The sequence below is a fragment of the Providencia sp. PROV210 genome (genome assembly GCF_028479445.1).
GTDB lineage: Bacteria > Pseudomonadota > Gammaproteobacteria > Enterobacterales > Enterobacteriaceae > Providencia > Providencia rustigianii.
In genome coordinates this window covers 119,232-140,642 of record NZ_JAMPNQ010000007.1, presented here as the reverse complement: position 1 = coordinate 140,642, position 21,411 = coordinate 119,232, and the positions used below count along the sequence as shown (strand labels likewise).

Here is a 21,411-nt window from a genome sequence, read left to right as displayed (position 1 = left end):
TCGCAGTTTGCAAACAAAGGCGCTCATGGTAGCGCCTTTTTATTTGGCTCAAGGTTTTACATCAAAAAATTTGCCAAATATCACTAATGTTGCGGCTAATTAATTAAGAAACATAAATCACCTTGATCCTAAGTGGTGAAGTCAGGTTTAATAAGGTTAGATAATTGCGCAAAACAGATTAGTTACAGGGAAAATTTGCGCAATTGAATGGATTCAGCTTGACGATAGCTAAAAAAATCCTCAGTCTGCTGTCATGATTGTTTCAAATAATTGCTGTATGGATGAATTTGCGCTAGTTTCGTAGGGTCTTTCGCTCAACATCGAATAGCGGAGACTTACCTTATGAAAAGCAATAATCCGTATTGCGTTGTGAAAATTGGTTTAAGTACGTTCTTATCCTACTTGGAGTATACTAATGACGACTCGTAAAACCCTTGCTAATGCTATCCGTTTCCTCAGCATGGATGCGGTTCAAAAAGCAAAATCAGGGCATCCTGGCGCACCAATGGGCATGGCAGATATTGCTGAAGTTCTTTGGCGCAACCATATGAATCATAACCCAGCAAACCCACATTGGGCGAACCGTGACCGCTTCGTACTGTCCAATGGTCATGGCTCAATGTTGATTTATAGCCTGCTGCATCTGACGGGTTATGACTTATCGATTGATGAGCTAAAAAACTTCCGTCAATTACATTCTAAAACCCCAGGTCACCCAGAATATGGCTATACTCCAGGTGTTGAAACAACCACGGGTCCTTTAGGCCAAGGTATTGCAAACGCAGTGGGCTTTGCCATTGCTGAACGTACTTTAGCAGCACAATTCAACCGTCCAAGCCATGATATCGTCGATCACCACACATACGTGTTTATGGGTGATGGCTGTATGATGGAAGGTATCTCTCATGAAGTGTGTTCATTAGCAGGTACATTAAAATTAAATAAACTGGTCGCATTCTACGATGACAACGGCATCTCTATCGATGGTGAAGTTGAAGGCTGGTTTACTGATGATACAGCGGCACGTTTCGAAGCATACGGCTGGCATGTTATTCGTGATATTGATGGTCACGATGCTGACCAAATCAATGCTGCGGTTAACGAAGCGCACAAACAAACAGATAAGCCAACGCTGATCATGTGCAAAACAGTTATCGGCTTTGGTTCTCCAAACAAAGCGGGTACAGAAGCGGTTCACGGCGCACCTTTAGGTGATGCTGAAATCGCAGCAACCCGTGAAGCATTGGGCTGGAACTACGGTCCATTCGAAATCCCAGCTGAAATCTATCAAGCTTGGGATGCTCGCACTGCGGGTAAAGAGAAACAAAGTGCTTGGGACGTTAAATTTGCCGCTTATGCGAAAGCATATCCTGAATTAGCGAAAGAATTCGAACGCCGTATGGCGGGTGAATTACCTGCGAACTTTGAAGCAGAAGCGAAGCAATTCATTGAAAATCTGCAACAAAATCCAGCGAACATTGCTAGCCGTAAAGCGTCTCAAAATGCGTTAGAAGCGTTCGGTAAAGTTTTACCTGAATTTATGGGTGGTTCTGCGGACTTAGCGCCAAGTAACTTAACCATGTGGTCAGGCTCTAAACCTCTGAATGAAGATAAAGCGGGTAACTACATCCATTACGGTGTACGTGAATTCGGTATGTCTGCCATCATGAACGGTATCGCATTACACGGTGGTTTTATTCCTTACGGTGCGACTTTCTTAATGTTTGTCGAATACGCGCGTAATGCGGTTCGTATGGCTGCATTGATGAAAATCCGTAGCATTTTTGTTTACACTCACGACTCTATCGGTCTGGGTGAAGATGGTCCAACTCACCAACCAGTAGAACAACTTGCAAGCCTGCGTGTGACGCCAAACATGAGCACATGGCGTCCTTGCGACCAAGTTGAATCTGCGGTGGCGTGGAAATACGCGATCGAGCGTAAAGATGGCCCAAGTGCACTGATTTTCTCTCGTCAAAATCTGGAACAGCAACCTCGTACTGCACAGCAATTAGCAGATATCGAAAAAGGGGCTTACATCCTGAAAGATTGCGTGGGTACACCTGAGCTGATCTTTATTGCAACGGGTTCTGAAGTTGAATTAGCAGTGAAAGCTGCTGACCAATTAACGGCAGAAGGTCGTAAAGTTCGCGTAGTTTCTATGCCATCAACCGATGCATTTGACAAGCAAGATGCGGCATACCGTGAAGCGGTTCTGCCTTCAAGTGTGAGCGCGCGTGTTGCTATCGAAGCGGGTATTGCTGACTACTGGTATAAATATACTGGTCTGAACGGTGCCATCATTGGTATGCACTCATTCGGTGAGTCTGCTCCTGCGGATCTTCTGTTCAAAGAATTCGGTATCACTGTTGAAAATGCAGTTAATGCAGCAAGAGCGCTACTGAAATAATCATTTTTATTGACTCTATTGGTGCCGTGAAAATTTTCGGTACTGATAGAAGTAAAGCTGATTAACGTTATTTACGCCTCAATATCAAGTTTGGTATTGGGGCGTTGTTTTTTTGTGCAGTAGTATGGGTTTTTCTATTGCGTTCTGTAAATATATATTTTAATCTAAACCTAGATTAGCTGAACCGTTTCAGTCTCATTTGAAATAATGTAATTAAATTTTAAAAGTGTCGGTTGAAGCACACTTTTGATGTTTGACAGTTAAAATGAGCAGTAGAGTTGGTGGTAGTCAGTTATCCTTAGCAACCGTGTGATTTTGCTCAGATACAAGGTGTAGAATGGCGATCAGGGTAGCAATTAGTGGCTTCGGTCGAATTGGTCGAAGTGTCCTCAGAGCGTTATATGAATCAGGTCGTCGGGCAGAAATTGTCGTGGTGGCAATCAATGAGTTAGCCGAACCGGAAGGTATTGCTCACTTGCTGAAGTATGATTCAAGTCATGGGCGCTTTGCATGGGATGTTCGCCTCAATGGTGACCTGTTACAGGTAGGGGATGACAATATTCGTCTTTTCCATCAATCTGATATCAGCGAGCTACCTTGGAAAGAGTTAGGCGTGGATGTCGTGTTAGACTGCACTGGAGTTTATGGCTCTCGTGCCGATGGTTTAAAACATCAGGCGGCGGGCGCAAAAAAAGTGCTGTTTGCCCATCCAGGAACTGACGATCTCGATGCCACTGTTGTGTATGGTGTTAACCATATGGATTTACAATCAACAGATAGCATCGTCTCCAACGCATCTTGCACCACTAACTGTATTATCCCAATTATTAAGCTATTGGATGATGCATTTGGTATTGAGTCGGGCACTGTCACCACCATTCATGCATCCATGAATGATCAACCCGTTATCGATGCCTACCATAAAGACCTACGAAGAACTCGTGCAGCAAGTCAGTCAATTATTCCGGTAGATACCAAGTTGGCTGCTGGGATTACCCGAATTTTCCCTAAGTTTCAGGGAAGCTTTGAAGCGATTTCTGTTCGTGTTCCAACCACTAACGTGACCGCAATTGATTTAAGCGTTACTGTAGATGCAGATGTCTGTGTTGATAAAGTCAACAAGCTATTACAGAGCGCCGCGCATGGGCATTTTCGTGGTATAGTAGACTATACTGAACTACCGTTAGTCTCGATGGATTTTAACCATGATCCGCACAGTGCCATCATCGATGGAACTCAAACTCGAGTCAGCGGTAAGAACTTAATCAAAACCCTTGTTTGGTGTGATAACGAATGGGGGTTTGCTAACCGGATGCTAGATACAACACTAGCAATGGCAGCAACAGGTTTAAACTAATTGGCGATTGACAGACTGCTGGGCACAATAGGTAACAAAATTACTGAGTACCTCGCGCTGTCGCTAATGAAAACTTTATAGAGAATCAACAAGAGGATTCACCATGTCTGTAATTAAGATGACCGATTTGGACTTAGCGGGTAAACGCGTTTTCATTCGTTCGGACCTAAACGTTCCTGTTAAAGACGGTAAAGTTACTTCTGATGCACGTATCCGTGCTTCATTACCAACAATTGAGTTAGCACTAAAACAAGGTGCTAAAGTCATGGTTACTTCCCACCTTGGTCGTCCGACTGAAGGCGAGTATAACGAAGAGTTTTCTCTGCAACCTGTTGTTGACTATCTGGCAGAAAAATTAGACAACCCGGTTCGTTTAGTTAAAGACTACTTAAACGGTGTTGATATCGCTGAAGGCGAATTAGTGGTTCTGGAAAACGTTCGCTTCAATAAAGGCGAAAAGAAAGACGACGAAACACTGTCCAAACAATATGCTGCTCTGTGTGATGTCTATGTTATGGATGCATTCGGTACGGCTCACCGTGCTCAAGCATCAACTCACGGCGTCGCTAAATTCTCTCCAGTTGCTTGTGCAGGTCCACTGTTAAGCAATGAACTGGAAGCATTAGGTAAAGCTCTAGGCAATCCAGCTCGTCCAATGGTCGCTATTGTTGGTGGTTCTAAAGTGTCCACTAAACTGACCGTATTGGATTCCCTGTCTAAAATTGCTGACCAGCTGATTGTCGGTGGTGGTATCGCAAATACCTTCATCGCAGCAGAAGGGAACAATGTCGGTCGTTCACTGTACGAAGCGGACCTGATCCCTGAAGCGAAAAAATTACTGGCTCATTGCCAGATCCCAGTACCAACAGACGTTCGTGTTGCCACTGAGTTCTCAGAAACCGCTGAAGCGACTTTGAAAGCTAGTAACACTATCAAAGATGATGAGCAAATTCTTGACTTAGGTGATGAATCTGCAGAACGTCTGGCAGAAATTCTGAAAAATGCAAAAACCATTCTTTGGAACGGTCCTGTGGGCGTATTTGAATTCCCTAACTTCCGTAAGGGAACTGAAATCGTTGCTCGTGCTATCGCAGAGAGTGACGCTTTCTCAATCGCTGGTGGTGGTGACACCCTAGCGGCGATCGATTTATTCGGTATCGCTGATAAGATTTCCTACATTTCTACCGGTGGTGGTGCTTTCCTTGAATTCGTTGAAGGTAAAAAGCTCCCAGCTGTTGTGATGCTAGAAGAACGTGCTAAAGCGTAATTAATTTGTTCATACATAACAGGCAGCCTACGCTGCCTGTTCACCACAGGACCTTTTCACATGTCTAAAATTTTTGATTTTGTTAAACCAGGTGTGCTTACTGGTGATGATGTACAGAAAGTTTTCGCGGTTGCCAAAGAAAATAACTTTGCATTGCCAGCTGTGAACTGTGTTGGTACTGACTCAATTAACGCTGTGCTTGAAGCAGCAGCAAAAGTACGTGCTCCAGTGATTATTCAGTTCTCTAACGGTGGAGCTGCATTTATCGCAGGTAAAGGCCTGAAAGCGGAAGGACAACAAGCTGCGATTTTAGGTGCAATCTCCGGCGCTCATCACGTACACCAAATGGCAGAACATTATGGTGTTCCTGTTATCCTGCATACCGACCACTGTGCAAAAAAATTACTGCCATGGATTGACGGTCTGTTAGATGCGGGTGAAAAACACTACGCTAAAACAGGTAAGCCACTGTTCTCTTCTCACATGATTGACCTGTCAGAAGAATCATTGGAAGAAAACATTGCAATCTGTTCTAAATATTTAGCGCGCATGGCGAAAATCGACATGACGCTGGAAATTGAATTAGGTTGTACTGGTGGTGAAGAAGATGGCGTTGATAATACAGGTATGGATAGCTCTGAGCTGTACACTCAACCTGAAGATGTGGCATACGCGTATGAAAAACTGCACGCAGTAAGCCCGCGTTTCACTATCGCAGCCTCTTTTGGTAACGTACACGGTGTTTATAAACCAGGTAACGTACAATTAACGCCAAAAATTCTGCGTAATTCTCAAGACTATGTTTCTGAGAAATTCAATCTGCCACACAATAGCTTAGACTTCGTTTTCCACGGTGGTTCAGGTTCAAGCGCTGCTGAAATCAAAGAAGCGGTTAGCTACGGTGTCATCAAAATGAACATCGATACTGACACTCAGTGGGCAACTTGGGATGGTATTTTACAATACTACAAAGCGAAAGAAGGCTACCTGCAAGCTCAATTAGGTAACCCAGAAGGCGCTGATAAGCCTAACAAGAAATACTATGACCCACGTGTATGGCTGCGTAAATCACAAGAATCCATGGTTGTTCGTTTAGAGCAAGCATTCAAAGAACTGAACTGTGTAGACGTTCTGTAATTTACGAGTCTAACCGTTAGTCTCTTATCCCCCAGTAGGGTAACTTACTGGGGGATTTTTTATATTTTTCCCTATAAAAAAGCCCCTTTTGCAAGAGGCTTCATCAGCAACGTTCAGTTAAATTATGACGTCGGCTCTAGGATTTTATGTATCACTGGATGAAACTTGCGTTTGAAGTAGACTAAACCGTGCCCATCATCACTAACGACAATTTGCTTCATTTCAACCATATACACTGAATGGGTACCAATATCCTGAACTTGGGTAATTTCCCCTTCAAGATTGGCAAGGGCATTTCTTAACAGTGGTTGTTCTAAAATACCTTTATCCCAGACATCCCAACCAAAACGCTCATCCATCGTTGAACCTTTCATACCAGCAAAGTGGCAGGCAAGTTCTTCTTGATCATGATTGAGTACGTTAACGCACAGGCGGCCATTCTTTTGAAAAACCGCATTCATCGCACTGTTGCGGTTCACGCATACCATCAAAGTGGGTGGCGTATCGGTCACTGAACAAACCGCAGTCGCCGTAATTCCACAGCGACCTTCAGTACCATCTGTCGTGACGATGTTAACTGCGGCACCGAGACTTGCCATCGCATCTCTGAAACGTAGGCGATGTTCATTTTCTAAAGACATTTTGACCTCCTGCTGCCAATTATTTCAGCAGCGAATCTAACAGATTAATATCGTTGTTGTTGTGCAGGTGAGGACGCTTCCAACCGTGCTGGTCGTAGTCAGATAGGCAGCGATCAACCATATCTGTCATGGCTTTCATATTGCCAGAACCTTGAGCATGACGCAGACATTGCAGACGAATCTCGTCTTGGCTTCCTGCGTAGTTAATCTCATACAGTTCGTGGCGACCGCCAAATTCACTGCCGATAGCATCCCACATTAGTTTTAAAATTTTAATACGTTCAACGTGATCCATCCCATTTGACCCGCGAACATATTTAGCCAGATATTTATCAATCTCTGGGTTATTCATATCACGAACGCTTGATGGCAGATAAATCAGACCGCTGGTCACGTTACTTTCAATGATATTCTTGATTTTGGTATAGGCCATTGGTGCCATAACACGATAAGTTTGGATTGCTTGTGTGTCTGGTAAGTATGCTCCACCTTCCCACGCTTTGGCTTCCGAACACATTGCATCGGTTAGTGACCAGAACAGATTGCGCCATGCAACCACTTCACCGAGATCCGCTTGAACACCACGGAAATCAATAACACCCGTACATTCAAGGCTCTTTTGTAACAGACCGGTGATGAAATCCAGTTTAACCGCTAAACGTACGCAAGCTTGTAATGGGAATAAGCGAGCAAAACCACCTTGTACTGCCCAGTTACGTGCTCGGTCGAAATCACGATAAATCAACACGTTTTCCCATGGAATTAAAACATGGTCCATAACCAGAATGGCATCATTCTCGTCAAAACGGCTAGATAAAGGATAATCAAATGGTGAGCCAGTTGCACCTGAAACTAATTCATAGGATGCGCGAGAAATTAATTTCACGCCATCAGCATCCATTGGGGCAACGAACATCAGTGCAAAATCAGGGTTATCACCCATCACTTGTGCAGAACCAAAACCGATAAAGTTATAGTGTGTCAGTGCTGAGTTCGTCGCGACCACTTTTGCGCCGCTGACGATAATACCTGCATCAGTTTCTTTTTCTAGTTTTATATAAACATCTTTAACTTCATCAGCTGGCTTATGGCGATCGATAGGTGGGTTAACAATAGCATGGTTAAAATACAATCCGCTTTCTTGGACGCGTTTGTACCAGTGACGTGCGTTATCTGCGAACTGCCCATAATATTCAGGATTAGCACCTAAACAGCTGGCGAATGCCGCCTTATAGTCTGGAGTGCGTCCCATCCATCCGTAGCTTTGACGTGACCAGTCTGCGATAGCATCACGCTGTTGGCGTAAGTCGTTGGCACTTTTTGCGAAACGGAAGAATTTATGTGTGTATCCACCGTTACCGGTATCTGTATCCCAGCAAAGTTGGTCATGAGTCGTTTTATCATGGAGCGCATCATATAACTGTCCTATGGAAGCTGCTGAATTACGAAAAGCGGGGTGAGTCGTGACATCTTTAACTCGCTCACCATAGATATAAATCTCACGACCATCTTGCAAACTTTTTAGATATTCTTGGCTATTAAATGGGCGCTTGGCATCGGAACGAAAATCTTCGGGTTTCATGTCTACCTCGTTTTATAACAAAGAGGGCTTGCGGGCTGTAGGTGTACAAAAGTTGCAAGCTGAATAATGTTAATATTATGTTTATTTTGTGTTTATCAATTGAATCGTTTTCTGTGGGGTTTTAAAAGAGATTTTTCAAAGGATCGCTGGTACTTTTCGTTGGTGGGCTGGTTTTGTGAAAGAAATGTGATCGTAACGATGTTTTGATATTAATAATATATTTATATTTTCATTTATTATCAATAAATACAATTAATTAAAATATATTACGATATTAATAATAATAATTTAAATCTGTTTTTATTGTTTTTTTTACTCAAAATCTTCACTTTTTGTTAAGCGCTAATAGTACAATTGTAACTTTAAAAATAAAAATGTAAGACATCAAAAATGTTTGCAATATGTAAAATATATTGAGAGTGACTTTAAATTTGTGGAATCGGTATTTAATGGAGGTTTTGTTCACGCCATTGGCTCGGTGATGTTCCCACTGAGCGATTAAAAAAGCGCGCAAAATAAGCCGGATCTTTAAATCCAAGTTGGTAGGCAATTTCAGAAACCGGACTATCACAAAATAGCAGCATGCGTTTTGCTTCACGTAAAATTCTATCGAAAATTAATTTTTTAGGCGGGCGGTTAGCAAATCGCCGGCACATATCTTTAAGTCTCGACTCCGTGATGCCAAGCTTATTTGCATATTCAGGCACAGAGAGATGTTCACGATAGTGCATATCGATCAGTTGGTTAAAGCGTTGGAATAACCGATGTTCCCCTCGAACCCCACTCACATGGTGCTCATCTAAAGGAATAGAACGCAGTAAAAAGGTAAATAGCCCCTGAGCTAGGGAGGATAAAACCTGATCTCGACCAATATCGTTATTTGCGGATTCTCGCGCCATTAAAGCCCAATAATGGTTAAACGTATCGATATCCTGTGGTTTATCTGCCACGGATAAACAAATTGCTGGAATATCGACCAGATCGGGATTGGCGGAGTATAGAGACTGCAAAAGTGGTGAAATCAAATCCTGACGTACTGTCAGAACGTGCCCATCGGTATCTTCTTGGGTGAAAAAAGCGTGAGCGACAGACGGGGGCGTTAAGATAAATAACGGCGCTTGAACCGAATAACGAGACTCATCTAACTGTAGAGTAATGTGCCCAGTAACCAAATAGTGCAGCTGGAAGAAGCCGTCATGACGGTGAGCCTGCATGTCGCGACCGAAGAAGGAGGCGAGTTTGCCGAAGGTTTGGTAGTGGACGTCGTCGTTACCCAAGACGTCATCATAATCCTTCCCAATATCTATGTTATTGATCAATTCTTTCCCCTTCATTCTTCAAGCCGCAGCGTTGTTGGCTTCATGAGTCAACCCTAGTCACATACTTATGTATGCTCCCAGGGATTAACTCATTCGCCGCCTAGCTGCAACTCGAATTATTTTGGGGAATTACTCCCCTTTAGCCTACAGATTTATGAACATTGGGCAGCCCCTGAGAATTCAGCCTGTAGCATAGTTAGCTGCAACTCTAATTATTTTGAACAATATTTAGGGGGAGGCTTAAATAAATTCAATTTTTCCAATCTGTTGCAGCACTCATTTTTAGCTAACAAAACTATATAACTCTACCGTTTACGGTGTGGCTCTTGGTCTTGAGTTTTTCATTGGGATAGCGATGACCAGAAGAGCACCGACGACCAGCAAACCTGCCACAAAATAGAGACCAGAGTTGAAGCTACCGGTTTGATCCTTTAGCCAGCCGATTAACAGTGGACTGACCGCGGAACCTATATTACCTGTTGCGTTGATGACGGCAATACCGATTGCGCGAGCGCGTAAACTAATCGACTGATCTGGGGTGGTCCAGAAAACCGCCATAGCCGTAAATGACCCCGTCGATGCCATAATAATCCCCAATAACTGGATCATCGGCTGATGAGTCATCGCAGCGATAACCCAACCGGCGGCCGCGAACAAATACGGTAACGCGGTGTGCATCTTACGTTCTTGCAAGCGATCAGAACGCCGACTCCAATAAATCATCCCAAAAATAGTACAGAACTGCGGAATCGCGGTGAGTAAACCAATCATGGCATTGCTGCTGCCCTGATTAAAACTCTGCATGATTTGCGGCGTCCAAATATTAATGGCGCTCAATGTGTTGGTCAGACAGAAATAGGCCACGGTATACATCAAAATAACCGGAGTGAAAATCTCTTTCCATAAGCTGGTATTTTGCATTGCAGTATGGCTTTTTGAACCGTGGGGTTGCACTAACTCCAGCTGATCCTTATCCATCATCTCTTGCAGCGTATCTTTATCTTCTTGAGTTAACCATTTCGCTTTTTTCGGTGAATCATCCAGGTAGAACCAAACCAGCACACCCAGAATGACGGATGGGAAACCTTCCAATAAGAATAACCACTGCCAGCCTTTGAGATTCAGAATGCCATCCATACCTAAAATATAACCAGAGGCAAGGGAGCCAAATGCCATGGTCACTGGCATTGCAATCATAAATAAGGCATTAGCACGAGCACGGAAATAAGCAGGGAACCAATAAGTTAAGTAAACCAGTATGCCCGGCAAGAAACCTGCTTCAGCAATACCAACTAACATTCGTAGAATGTATAAGCTGGTGGGACCGGTAGCGAACATGGTTGCCGTGGATGCGATTCCCCAAAGCACCATGATGGTTGCAATCCAGCGGCGAGCGCCGACAATGCCCAGCATGATATTACTTGGAATACCGAAGATAACGTAAGTGGCATAAAACAGCGTGGCAGCCAGACCAAACATGGTGGAAGACAGACCAATGTCTTTCCCCATAGTGAGCCCTGCAAAGCCAATATTAATACGGTCTAAGAAAGAAAAAACGAATAGAACGAATAAAAAGACGATCAATCGCTTAAATAATTTATTGATGACTCGCTGCTGAGGTTCCGTCAAATTTTTATGCTGATCAGCAGGGTTAGTGCTGGTCGCATTTTGTGAATTACTCATGATAATGCCCTCTATTACAATTTATTATAGGTACAAGGGTCTACTGGGCAGTCCTAAATGGCTGCCTTAAGTTGTGGTTGCGATGTATAACTTACTTTCTAAGTCGCTCGTGAGTTTGTAGGGTAAATTGAGCGGCTCAGAGGAGTTCAAAATTGCTTTAGTACACGCTGGATGAACTCGGGTTCATATCGGAAACTGTTTTACCAAACTTTGCGGCAAGCGTTTCAGCGGTACGGGCTAATAGGGTGGTGTCCACCCCTACGGCAACAAACAGAGCACCAATTTGGATATAGTGCTCAGCAATGTCAGGTGCTGCCATTAAAATTCCAGGGGCTAAGCCCGCTTTACGAATCTGTTTAATAGCATCTTCGATAACCGCTTTGACTTCAGGATGGTTAGGGTTACCTGAAAAGCCCATGTCTGCACTGAGATCCGCAGGGCCGATAAAGACACCGTCGACACCTTCGACTTTTAAAATTTCAGGAAGATTTTTGATGGCTTCACGGGTTTCCACTTGGACTATCACACACATTTCGTCGTTAGCGCGTTTGAGATAATCAGGAATACGATTCCAGCGAGAGGCGCGCGCTAATGCGCTACCGACACCACGAATCCCTGCGGGTGGATAACGAGTGGAGCGTACCACAAGCTCTGCTTGCTCGGCATTTTGCACCATTGGCAGTAAGAGTGTCTGTGCACCAATATCCAGTAATTGTTTGACGATCACGGGATCATTCCACGGTGGACGAACTACCGGTTGTGATGGGTAAGGGGCGATAGCTTGTAATTGGGCTAAGGTAGTTTGTACATTATTCGGAGCATGCTCCCCATCAATTAACAGCCAGTCAAATCCTGCGCCAGCGACTAATTCTGCACTGTATGGGCTACATAATCCGAGCCATAAACCAATCTGCGGTTTGCCACTTTTGAGTGCTTTTTTGAATTTATTTTCTAACAGATCCACAGTGAACTCCTTAAGCAAAGCGGCAGCTAATTGAACCCATCACGCCGTAATCAACGTGAAAAACATCCCCTTTTCGAGCAGGAACTGGGCGAGTAAACGAGCCACCAAGGATAATTTGTCCCGGTTGTAATTCTACATTATGGGGAGCCAGTTTATTGGCCAGCCATGCAACACCATTGGCAGGGTGGTTAAGTACTGCCGCCGCAACACCAGATTCTTCGATCACACCATTACGGTAGAGCAGTGCGCTGATCCAGCGAAGATCTAAATCACGAGGCTTAATTGGGCGTCCACCTAAAATCACGGCGCCATTTGCGGCATTATCAGAAATGGTATCGAACACTTTACGTGGGCGATTAGTTTGCGGATCGATATTATGGCAACGGGCATCGATCAATTCGAGCGCGGGGATCACATAGTCCGTTGCATTATACACATCGAATAAAGTGCAGTTAGGGCCACGCAGTGGTTTTGCGAGGACAAATGCTAGCTCAACTTCGATACGTGGAACGATAAAACGATCCGTTGGAATATCACAGCCATCATCAAAGAACATATCGTCAAGCAGTGCGCCATAGTCAGGTTCATCAATTTGGGAGCTGGCCTGCATCGCTTTGGATGTCAGTCCGATTTTATGACCTTTTAACACGCGACCTTCTGCAATTTTCAGTCCGACCCACTCTTTTTGAATAGCATAAGCATCTTCAATGGTCATTTCTGGGTGATCCAGAGAAATTTGGCGGATCTGTTCACGGGTTTTTTCTGCCTGATTTAGGCGCTGCGCGACTTGTGAAATTATGTCTTTGTGTAGCATCAATTTTTCCTTTTTTATCTAAGCTCGCCATGCTTCGAGCTATAACTACGTTAGCTTCATTCGCTAACCCTAGTCACATACTCCTGTATGCTCCTAGGGATTAGCCTCATTTGCTGCCTTGTTCTAACTCGAATTATTTAGAGCTAAGATTTTAAAAGCTAAGACCGCCAGCTAATGTTTCTTTCTAGTTAGATAACCCACCGAAGCAGAGATATTTCACTTCCAGATAATCTTCAATTCCGTAGCGTGAACCTTCACGTCCCAGCCCAGATTGCTTAATGCCGCCAAATGGAGCGACTTCGTTTGAAATAATACCTTCGTTAATACCGACCATTCCGCTTTCTAAGGCTTCAGCAACGCGGTAAATGCGCCCGATATCCCGTGAATAGAAATAGGATGCCAAACCAAATTCAGTGTCATTGGCGAGGTTGATAGCTTCTTGTTCATCGCGGAATTTAAACAGTGGCGCTAATGGTCCGAACGTTTCTTCTTTGGCAACTTTCATGGATTCAGTCACGTTGACCAATACCGTTGGTTCAAAGAACAGACCGCCTAAAGTTGCTGGTTTTCCACCCGTTGCAACGGTGGCACCTTTGGCGACAGCATCTGCAATATGCTCAGAAACTTTATCAATAGCAGCTTGGTTGATCAGCGGACCTTGTTCAGAATCAGATTGAGTCGCTGGACCAATTTTTAATGCGCTGACCGCTTTTGCGAGGCGAGAGGCGAACTCATCGTAAACCCCTTCTTGAACAAGAATACGGTTTGCACACACACAAGTTTGCCCGCTATTGCGGAATTTAGCCGCTAAAGCCCCTTGAACTGCAGCGTCTAAATCGGCATCGTCAAATACGATAAATGGCGCGTTACCGCCTAATTCCAGTGACATTTTTTTCACGGTATCGGCACATTGTGCCATCAGTAATTTACCCACGCGGGTCGAACCGGTGAAGGTCAGTTTGCGAACAATTGGGCTTGAAGTCATAACCGCACCAATCGCTTTGGCATCGGTACCTGGAACGATGTTGAACACGCCAGCAGGAATACCCGCTTCTTCACCCAGAGCCGCTAAGGCGAGGGCGGATAATGGGGTTTCTGCCGCCGGCTTTAATACCATGGTACAGCCGGCAGCCAGTGCAGGACCCACTTTGCGAGTGATCATCGCATTGGGGAAATTCCAAGGGGTGATGGCTGCGACAACGCCAACAGGCTGTTTGATAGTCACTAAACGGCGACCCGGTAGTGGTGAAGGAATAGTTTCACCGTAAGTGCGTTTACCTTCTTCTGCAAACCACTCGATAAAGCTTGCTCCATAGGCAATTTCACCCATGGACTCGTTAATGGATTTACCTTGTTCGGTGCTGAGAATTAGCGCAAGCTCTTTTTGGTTTTCCATCATTAAACGGAACCATTTATTTAAAATCTGGCTGCGTTCTTTAGCGCTTTTAGCCCGCCATGCTGGCAGGGCTTTTTCTGCGGCTTCAATGGCTTGTTGAGTTTCTAATGCACCCACATTACTGACGCGAGCAATCACTTCACCATTTGCGGGGTTAGTTACATCAAACTGGCTGTTATCTTTGGCATCAATCCATTGACCATTAATGTAAGCCTGTTGGCGGAATAATTTAGAATTGGTATTTAAACTCATTTTTCGTTGTTCTCCGAAGACACTGAGTGAACTTGTGTGCGGACATTCTTAGCTGACAAACGTTGGCTTGCGAAACTGAGTCCGGCACAAATCGCCATCACGAGTGCCATAGCAAATGGGGATTCATCTTGTAGTATGGAGACTGCAACACTGGCTAGGGCAGCCAATGCAAATTGAATTGAGATAGCGAGCGCACTTGCGCTGCCAGCAATTTTTCCACGATGTTGCAGTAACAGTGACAAACTGTTGGTGCCGATAGCATTGACCATCGATAAGAACAGAACCACTAGGATAACAATAATTGGTAGGCTTTGTTGATAGAATGTGAGTAACAACACGCCAAAAATCAATTGAATACCACTTTGCATGCCAAGTAGGCGCGGCAAACTATACACTTTGAGTAATTTCACATTCAGCAGCAGCATGGCGATCATACCCAAAATATTACACCCAAATAGCAGCCCGTAATATTGCTCGGAAACCCCAAAGTAGTTGATGTACACAAACGGCGAACCACTGATAAAGGCAAACATTCCAGAAAACGAGAATGCCATAGTGCCAATAATGCTCAGTGCTTCTCGGTCTGTAAGCACCTGTCCATAGTTACGAAATGCCACGCTCAGTAAATTTTTTGATTCTCGTTGGTGAGGCAATGTTTCTGGTAATAATACGAAAATAGCGGTGACAGAACATAAACCTACTGCGGCTAACAGATAGAAAATAGCTTGCCATTGGTAGTGAATTAATAAGAATCCCCCCAGCAATGGCGCCAGTAGCGGAGCTATCATGGTCACTAGCGTCATTAATGACAGGACTTTTGGTAATTCATTGGATGGATATACGTCACGGGCAATCGCACGAGCCATCACAATAGCGGCTCCACTCCCGAAGGCTTGTAATGCCCTAAAGGTAATTAAGGCTTCTGAGCTGGTGGCTTGGGCGCATAACAGGCTAGCGAGGGTAAAAATCACCAGCCCACTTAATAACATTTTACGGCGCCCCAATAGATCGCTGAGAGGGCCATAAAACAGCATACCAACGCAGAAACCACCAAAGAATGCACCAAGGGTATATTGCATTTGTCCTTGCGTTGCATTCAGCTCTAGCCCCATTTGTGGTAAGGCGGGAAGGTACATGTCAATCGATAGGGGACCAAATGCGACCAGCGATCCTAATAATGGGATTAGCCAGCGCGGTATCGGTCTGTTGGTAAATGAAGTTGGCATATTACCCCCTATCGACATCTATGATTAAGACTTAAACAACGCGTGAACGTTGTTCTGCTTGTAGTTCAAAACGGGGTCCAGCTCTTCCATGGTGAAAGAGAGTGCTAAATAACGTTTTGCCATCAAATCTGCAAAGTGTGCTTTGATCAGGTCAAATAGCATTTCCCCCGTTTTTTGGCGATCTTCAAGGGAGCGACCTGCGCCGATTTTTAACGTCATATGCACAAATGCGTAATCGTGTTTACCATCAGCCATTTGCCAAGTATCGAGCCAAATAGCGCGGCTACGTACACCCGCTAAAGGAAAAATACCGGTTCCTGCCAATGCGCTATTTACTTTGGAAAACAGCTCTGGTAGAGCGGCTTCTTCACGAATATTATCGGTACATTCTGCATAAAAGTGTGGCATAGGTATCCCTTAAGCTTGTGCTGCTTGCTTGTCAGTAATAAAACTTGGCAGAGGGAAAATGGCGTTGATTTGCCCTGTACCGGAGCTTGCAAACAGATCAGTCAATACTTCGACTTTCTGGTCATATTTATCCCAGCCTAATAGGCCTAATAACATCACTGTGTCATGCATGTGACCTTCGCCGTAGCAGTAATCCGCATATTCAGGCAGCATTTTGCAGAACTCAGCAAACCGACCTTCGCGCCACAGTTTTACGACACGTTTATCCATTTGTTCATCGAATTCGCGGGTATAGCTATTCATCCCGTTTTCAGCCAGTTGGTCATCAATAAATCGGTGAGACAGTGAACCACTTGCCAGCACCGCCACTGTTCCATCGTATTTTTCAATGGCGGTCAGTACGGCTTCACCCAGCTTGCGACTATCTTCAAAGCTGTGAGAAGTACAGAAAGCAGAAATAGAAATCACTTTAAAATGGCGGTCGCTATTCATATAACGCATGGGTACGAGTGTCGCGTATTCTAGAGTTAAGCTCGGAATTTCATGAGATTGAGCACGGACGCCTAACTTACGAGCTTCCTCACCAATCATCCGGCCGAGTTCAGAGTTACCGTCATATTCATATTCCATATCGCGAATGAAATGCGGGAGCTCGTTACTGGTATAGATGCCTTTAAAGTGATCGGCGCAGTTAATGTGATAGGCACTGTTGACCAGCCAGTGGGTATCAAAAACGATAATGGTATCGACACCCAATTCACGACAACGACGGCTAATTTCTTTGTGACCGTCAATGGCGGATTGGCGACAACCGTGGTTTTTACCCGGCAGTTCAGATAGGTACATTGATGGGACGTGTGTTATTTTTGCAGTTAGTGCCAACTTACCCATTTCCTTCCCCCTCCGCTTATCCGTCATACTTCGCGCCGTAGCGTTGTTGGCTTCATAAAGTCACCCTAGTCACATACTTCAGTATGCTCCTAGGGATAACTTCACTTGCCGCCTAGCTACAACACAAATTATTTAGGATAAGTAGCTAAATTAATTATCATTGATTCAAAATTACTTAGAATAAATAATGGTGTAGCCGCTACTGAGTAATTTTGCTTTCTACTGTGTATGCTTCTGCCGCCTTGCTACATCACGAATTATTTAGGATAAGTAATGTCTTGGCGTAATTCTGTATGACGTAAAGTTAATTACAATTCATAAAACGGCTGATGATAAAGCTTACACACCCCAGCGTGGGATGTTGTGGTCGCCGTAGGAGATGCAAACGTTCTTCATTTCGGCGAAAACTTCAAAGCTGTACTCGCCACCTTCACGGCCGACGCCGGAGGCTTTTACGCCGCCGAATGGTTGGCGTAAGTCACGAACGTTTTGGGTGTTAACAAATACCATGCCCGCTTCGATATTGCGTGAAAGACGCAGGATCTTGCTGACATCTTGAGTCCAGATATATGAAGCTAGACCGTATTCAATGTCATTTGCCATACGCAGACCGTCTTCTTCTGTCTTGAATGGGATCAAACAAGCGACAGGCCCAAAGATCTCTTCTTGTGCTACACGCATACGGTTGTCGACATCAGCCAGAACGGTTGGACGTAGGAAATGACCATTTTTCAGATGAGCAGGTAGATCCGTTGGTTTATCTGGACCACCTGCTAACAAGGTTGCGCCTTCTTCCATACCAATGCGGATATAACCGGAAACTTTGTTCCAGTGCTGCTGGCTGATCAATGCGCCCACTTGAGTTTTCGGATCCATCGGGTCGCCGACGATCAGACGATTTGCTCGTTCAGCAAAGCGTTTTACAAATTCAGGGTAGATACTTTCTTGAATGAAAATACGTGAGCCCGCAGTACAACGCTCACCATTGATAGAGAAAATGGTGAATAGGGCGGCATCCATGGCACGTTCAATATCCGCATCTTCAAAAATGAGAACTGGGGATTTTCCCCCTAATTCCATTGAATATTTTTTCAGACCCGCATTTTGCATGATGGCTCGACCTGTCGCGGTGCCACCTGTAAATGACACTGCGCGCACATCTTGGTGTTTTACTAACGCATCACCGGCTGTGGCACCATAGCCTTGAACCACGTTCAAAACACCCGCTGGAATTCCGGCTTCAAGGGCTAATTCACCTAAACGGTTGGCAGACAATGGAGATAGTTCAGACATTTTCAGAACGGCAGTGTTACCCAATGCTAAGCAGGGGGCCGTTTTCCATGTCGCTGTCATAAAGGGTACGTTCCACGGAGAAATTAACCCGCAGACACCCACAGGCTGGATCAGGGTGTAGTTCATCATTTTGTCGTCAACCGGATAGGTACGACCATTCATTTGTTGGCAGATTTCAGCAAAAAATTCAAAGTTATGGGATGCGCGTGGGATCAACACATTTTTAGTTTGGTGGATCGGTAAACCGGTATCTTGGGTTTCCATTTGTGCAATTTGTGGTACGTTTTCATCGATCAACTCACCCAAACGGCGCATCAAGCGAGCGCGTTCTTTCATTGGGGTGTTTGCCCACTTAGGAAACGCCTCTTTTGCCGCAGCAACCGCTTGATTGATCTCGTTTTGACCCCCTGAGGCGACTTCGGCTAAAACTTCACCCGTCGCTGGATTAGTGGTTTCAAAATATTCTTTGCTTTCAACGTTTTTGCCATTGATCCAATGATTAATCTTAGTCATCACACTCGCTCCTCATACTCTTTTTCGCTGATGATGGTATTGATCAGCCTGCCCACACCTTCAACTTCCACGATCACTTCATCACCCGGAACCACGTCAGAAAGTCCTTTCGGTGTACCGGTTGCGATCATGTCTCCTGGTTGCAGAGTCATAAACTCACTCAGATAGGAAATTAAAAATGGGATATTGAAAATCAGATCCGCAGTCGTGCCTTTTTGACGTAATTCACCATTTACGTAGGTGTACAGCGCCAGATTATGTGGATCTTTAATATCGGACTTGTCCACCATCCAAGGGCCGATTGGCGTCAGTGTATCGCGGCTTTTTACGCGCAGGTTTGGACGGTAGTAATTCTCTAAATAGTCACGGATAGCGTAGTCGTTACACACGGTATAGCCTGCTACATAGTCCATCGCATCTTCTGGAGATACGTTGCGCGCGTTTTTACCAATAATGACTACCAGCTCAGATTCATAATGCATATATTCCACATTATCTGGGCGTACAGAAACTTGGCGGTGACCTGTTAGGCTGTTTTCTGCTTTGATAAAAACCAGTGGCTCTTCAGGTGGCTTAAATTCTAATTCTGCTGCGTGGTCAGCATAGTTCAGCCCAAGTGCGAATAACGTTCCTTGCGCGGGTGGCAGCCACTCAACATCAGCAGAAGCCCCTGAAATAATGTCTCCAGAAGGCAATTTTATTTCTTCGTTGTCACCGACAGTGACAGAATATTCGATACCTTGATAACGAATTTTGGCGTGTTTCATTATTGTTGTCCTCCTGCCGCAACGACCGTGTTTTTCAGGCTAGGGAAGCCTTCTGCTTGGATCTCCACTTTATCGCCGGGTTTAATGGTGGCTCGTTGATGAGGGGTACCCAACAAAATGACATCTCCTTGCTTTAGGGTCGCAAAGTCACTCAGTGCAGCAACTAAATCGCAGGCATCTCGCACTAAATCTTTGGTTGACCATCTGTCGACTTCTTTGCCATTGACAAGCGTAATGATGTCGATAGGCGCGGATAAATCAGTGTTTACCATTTCGCCAATCGGGCAGAAGCTATCACGGCATTTGGATTTAATGGCAGGACGATAAAAAGTGTCTTCCGGTAGACTGACTTCATTTGCCAGCGCAAAGCCTGCGATAAACTCCATCGCGTTTTGCTTGCTAACTTTGCGCGCATCTTTACCAATCACCAGTGCCAATGTGGCACCACTTTGCACTTCTTCACCCATTGGATGAAGAATGTTGTCCCCTGAATTAATTCGCGTATTACGCGGTTTAATAAACCACACAGGTGTTTTAGGTGGGGTTTTATAAGGGGCTTGCTGGAAGGCCTCGAGCCAATAGTCAAGCTGGCTTTGGTGGTTGAGGGCAACGGCAAATACAGTGCCTTTCATGGACAACTCCTTATTAAAGAAATCTACTTTTGAATAATTATTAATATATTAATAAAGTATAAATTTGTAATTAGCAATAGGTTTGTATAAATGTTAATTTTAATTGTGATCTCATTAACATTATCTAAGGTCACATGTATAACGCACTGTTATTAGTGTTGTTATTATTTTTTTAGTTTTTAAAAATTCACAATAAATTAACTTATATTTTTTAAATAAGTTTATTTACTCATTAATATTTTAGGGTTTTTCTTTGAGATTATTATTGCTGCATGCTACTCTTGCACTTAAGATAATAAAGGGTGTTTGTTACTTGTCGTAACTAGCACGGAGGCTCATTAAACTCTCTTATGAGTGTTTAATAACGTTAAATTGAGTGGTGAGTTTTAAGCTTATGCATGAATCATTGACAATTGCATTATTACAGGCGAGAGAAACCGCAATGGGATTCTTTCGACCAATATTGAAGTCATATAATTTGACAGAACAGCAATGGCGTATTATTCGAGTTTTGGCTGATAAGCGTTCAATTGATTTTCATGAGCTATCAGTACAAACCTGTATTCTTCGCCCAAGCTTGACCGGTATTCTGACGCGAATGGAACGTGAAGGATTGATCTTTCGTTTAAAACCGTTGAATGACCAGCGTAAACTGTATGTGTCACTGACACCGACAGGGCAAGATCTTTATGATAAAGCGCGTCAAGAAGTTGAAGAAGGTTATCAAAAAATTGAGCAAGCCTTCTCACCAGAAAAAATGCAGCAATTGACCGCGTTGCTAGATGAGCTGATCGCGTTGGAAAGTCCAGATTACAGTAATATTGCGGATAGAACGAAGAGAAGTTAATTGTTCAAGAGA

General features: G+C 44.3%; 18 protein-coding genes. 5 read left to right on the top strand and 13 right to left on the bottom strand.

The window, feature by feature from the left end; all coding sequences use genetic code 11:
- The first annotated feature begins 415 nt into the window (after positions 1–415).
- The 4 genes from tkt (at position 416) to fbaA (ending at position 6,171) form a co-directional block, all read left to right on the top strand.
- Positions 416–2,410 carry a transketolase gene (gene tkt, locus PR761_RS07535; protein ID WP_006815722.1) on the top strand — a complete coding sequence of 665 codons (1,995 nt, stop codon included), beginning with the start codon at positions 416–418 and terminating at the stop codon, positions 2,408–2,410.
- A gap of 337 nt (positions 2,411–2,747) precedes the next feature.
- On the top strand, positions 2,748–3,767 hold the full coding sequence (gene epd / locus PR761_RS07530; protein ID WP_006815721.1) for an erythrose-4-phosphate dehydrogenase: 1,020 nt from the start codon (positions 2,748–2,750) through the stop codon (positions 3,765–3,767).
- 103 nt (positions 3,768–3,870) lie between these two features.
- A complete protein-coding gene (gene pgk / locus PR761_RS07525; protein WP_006815720.1) occupies positions 3,871–5,034 on the top strand; it encodes a phosphoglycerate kinase in 1,164 nt (387 codons plus the stop codon).
- Positions 5,035–5,094: 60 nt separating this feature from the next.
- The gene (fbaA, locus tag PR761_RS07520; RefSeq protein WP_006815719.1) at positions 5,095–6,171 is read left to right on the top strand and encodes a class II fructose-bisphosphate aldolase; all 1,077 of its coding nucleotides are present in this window, start codon (positions 5,095–5,097) and stop codon (positions 6,169–6,171) included.
- 122 nt (positions 6,172–6,293) lie between these two features.
- Here fbaA and hpaC read toward each other — a convergent pair whose 3' ends face one another.
- From hpaC to PR761_RS07455, 13 genes are all read right to left on the bottom strand, one after another.
- Complete coding sequence (hpaC, locus tag PR761_RS07515) at positions 6,294–6,812, bottom strand: 4-hydroxyphenylacetate 3-monooxygenase, reductase component (RefSeq protein WP_006815718.1); 519 nt, start codon at positions 6,810–6,812, stop codon at positions 6,294–6,296.
- Between the two features lie 19 nt (positions 6,813–6,831).
- A complete protein-coding gene (gene hpaB / locus PR761_RS07510; RefSeq protein WP_006815717.1) occupies positions 6,832–8,394 on the bottom strand; it encodes a 4-hydroxyphenylacetate 3-monooxygenase, oxygenase component in 1,563 nt (520 codons plus the stop codon).
- A 446-nt stretch (positions 8,395–8,840) separates the two neighbouring features.
- The gene (hpaA, locus tag PR761_RS07505; protein WP_115164003.1) at positions 8,841–9,728 is read right to left on the bottom strand and encodes a 4-hydroxyphenylacetate catabolism regulatory protein HpaA; all 888 of its coding nucleotides are present in this window, start codon (positions 9,726–9,728) and stop codon (positions 8,841–8,843) included.
- 297 nt (positions 9,729–10,025) lie between these two features.
- The gene (hpaX, locus tag PR761_RS07500; protein WP_006815714.1) at positions 10,026–11,396 is read right to left on the bottom strand and encodes a 4-hydroxyphenylacetate permease; all 1,371 of its coding nucleotides are present in this window, start codon (positions 11,394–11,396) and stop codon (positions 10,026–10,028) included.
- 157 nt (positions 11,397–11,553) lie between these two features.
- Positions 11,554–12,360 carry a 4-hydroxy-2-oxoheptanedioate aldolase gene (hpaI, locus tag PR761_RS07495; protein ID WP_272519343.1) on the bottom strand — a complete coding sequence of 269 codons (807 nt, stop codon included), beginning with the start codon at positions 12,358–12,360 and terminating at the stop codon, positions 11,554–11,556.
- A 10-nt stretch (positions 12,361–12,370) separates the two neighbouring features.
- Complete coding sequence (gene hpaH / locus PR761_RS07490) at positions 12,371–13,174, bottom strand: 2-oxo-hept-4-ene-1,7-dioate hydratase (protein WP_112836218.1); 804 nt, start codon at positions 13,172–13,174, stop codon at positions 12,371–12,373.
- A 184-nt stretch (positions 13,175–13,358) separates the two neighbouring features.
- Positions 13,359–14,822 carry an NAD-dependent succinate-semialdehyde dehydrogenase gene (locus PR761_RS07485; RefSeq protein WP_006815711.1) on the bottom strand — a complete coding sequence of 488 codons (1,464 nt, stop codon included), beginning with the start codon at positions 14,820–14,822 and terminating at the stop codon, positions 13,359–13,361.
- Complete coding sequence (locus PR761_RS07480; protein WP_154611252.1) at positions 14,819–16,048, bottom strand: Bcr/CflA family multidrug efflux MFS transporter; 1,230 nt, start codon at positions 16,046–16,048, stop codon at positions 14,819–14,821. The genes PR761_RS07485 and PR761_RS07480 overlap by 4 nt, the downstream gene beginning before the upstream one ends.
- Before the next feature lie 24 nt (positions 16,049–16,072).
- Entirely contained in the window at positions 16,073–16,456 is a 384-nt protein-coding gene (locus PR761_RS07475; RefSeq protein WP_006815708.1) for a 5-carboxymethyl-2-hydroxymuconate Delta-isomerase, read from the bottom strand.
- A gap of 9 nt (positions 16,457–16,465) precedes the next feature.
- Positions 16,466–17,347 carry a 3,4-dihydroxyphenylacetate 2,3-dioxygenase gene (gene hpaD, locus PR761_RS07470; protein ID WP_006815707.1) on the bottom strand — a complete coding sequence of 294 codons (882 nt, stop codon included), beginning with the start codon at positions 17,345–17,347 and terminating at the stop codon, positions 16,466–16,468.
- Positions 17,348–17,686: 339 nt separating this feature from the next.
- Complete coding sequence (gene hpaE / locus PR761_RS07465) at positions 17,687–19,153, bottom strand: 5-carboxymethyl-2-hydroxymuconate semialdehyde dehydrogenase (protein WP_006815706.1); 1,467 nt, start codon at positions 19,151–19,153, stop codon at positions 17,687–17,689.
- The gene (locus tag PR761_RS07460) at positions 19,153–19,920 is read right to left on the bottom strand and encodes a fumarylacetoacetate hydrolase family protein (RefSeq protein ID WP_006815705.1); all 768 of its coding nucleotides are present in this window, start codon (positions 19,918–19,920) and stop codon (positions 19,153–19,155) included. Before PR761_RS07460 ends, hpaE begins: the two co-directional genes overlap by 1 nt.
- A complete protein-coding gene (locus tag PR761_RS07455; RefSeq protein WP_006815704.1) occupies positions 19,920–20,552 on the bottom strand; it encodes a fumarylacetoacetate hydrolase family protein in 633 nt (210 codons plus the stop codon). Before PR761_RS07455 ends, PR761_RS07460 begins: the two co-directional genes overlap by 1 nt.
- 394 nt (positions 20,553–20,946) lie before the next feature.
- On the opposite strand from PR761_RS07455, the gene hpaR reads away from it, so the two are divergent.
- The gene (hpaR, locus tag PR761_RS07450) at positions 20,947–21,399 is read left to right on the top strand and encodes a homoprotocatechuate degradation operon regulator HpaR (RefSeq protein WP_006815703.1); all 453 of its coding nucleotides are present in this window, start codon (positions 20,947–20,949) and stop codon (positions 21,397–21,399) included.
- The last annotated feature ends 12 nt before the right edge of the window (positions 21,400–21,411 follow it).

Excerpts from the sequence above, each read along its gene's own strand:
- hpaR (WP_006815703.1), top strand. The coding sequence starts at position 20,947 with ATGCATGAATCATTGACAATTGCATTATTACAGGCGAGAGAAACCGCA.
- hpaH (WP_112836218.1), bottom strand. The coding sequence starts at position 13,174 with ATGCTACACAAAGACATAATTTCACAAGTCGCGCAGCGCCTAAATCAG.
- tkt (WP_006815722.1), top strand. The coding sequence starts at position 416 with ATGACGACTCGTAAAACCCTTGCTAATGCTATCCGTTTCCTCAGCATG.
- hpaX (WP_006815714.1), bottom strand. The coding sequence starts at position 11,396 with ATGAGTAATTCACAAAATGCGACCAGCACTAACCCTGCTGATCAGCAT.
- PR761_RS07475 (WP_006815708.1), bottom strand. The coding sequence starts at position 16,456 with ATGCCACACTTTTATGCAGAATGTACCGATAATATTCGTGAAGAAGCC.
- PR761_RS07485 (WP_006815711.1), bottom strand. The coding sequence starts at position 14,822 with ATGAGTTTAAATACCAATTCTAAATTATTCCGCCAACAGGCTTACATT.
- hpaB (WP_006815717.1), bottom strand. The coding sequence starts at position 8,394 with ATGAAACCCGAAGATTTTCGTTCCGATGCCAAGCGCCCATTTAATAGC.
- fbaA (WP_006815719.1), top strand. The coding sequence starts at position 5,095 with ATGTCTAAAATTTTTGATTTTGTTAAACCAGGTGTGCTTACTGGTGAT.
- hpaE (WP_006815706.1), bottom strand. The coding sequence starts at position 19,153 with ATGACTAAGATTAATCATTGGATCAATGGCAAAAACGTTGAAAGCAAA.
- hpaA (WP_115164003.1), bottom strand. The coding sequence starts at position 9,728 with ATGAAGGGGAAAGAATTGATCAATAACATAGATATTGGGAAGGATTAT.
- PR761_RS07480 (WP_154611252.1), bottom strand. The coding sequence starts at position 16,048 with ATGCCAACTTCATTTACCAACAGACCGATACCGCGCTGGCTAATCCCA.
- PR761_RS07455 (WP_006815704.1), bottom strand. The coding sequence starts at position 20,552 with ATGAAAGGCACTGTATTTGCCGTTGCCCTCAACCACCAAAGCCAGCTT.
- epd (WP_006815721.1), top strand. The coding sequence starts at position 2,748 with ATGGCGATCAGGGTAGCAATTAGTGGCTTCGGTCGAATTGGTCGAAGT.
- pgk (WP_006815720.1), top strand. The coding sequence starts at position 3,871 with ATGTCTGTAATTAAGATGACCGATTTGGACTTAGCGGGTAAACGCGTT.
- hpaC (WP_006815718.1), bottom strand. The coding sequence starts at position 6,812 with ATGTCTTTAGAAAATGAACATCGCCTACGTTTCAGAGATGCGATGGCA.
- hpaD (WP_006815707.1), bottom strand. The coding sequence starts at position 17,347 with ATGGGTAAGTTGGCACTAACTGCAAAAATAACACACGTCCCATCAATG.
- PR761_RS07460 (WP_006815705.1), bottom strand. The coding sequence starts at position 19,920 with ATGAAACACGCCAAAATTCGTTATCAAGGTATCGAATATTCTGTCACT.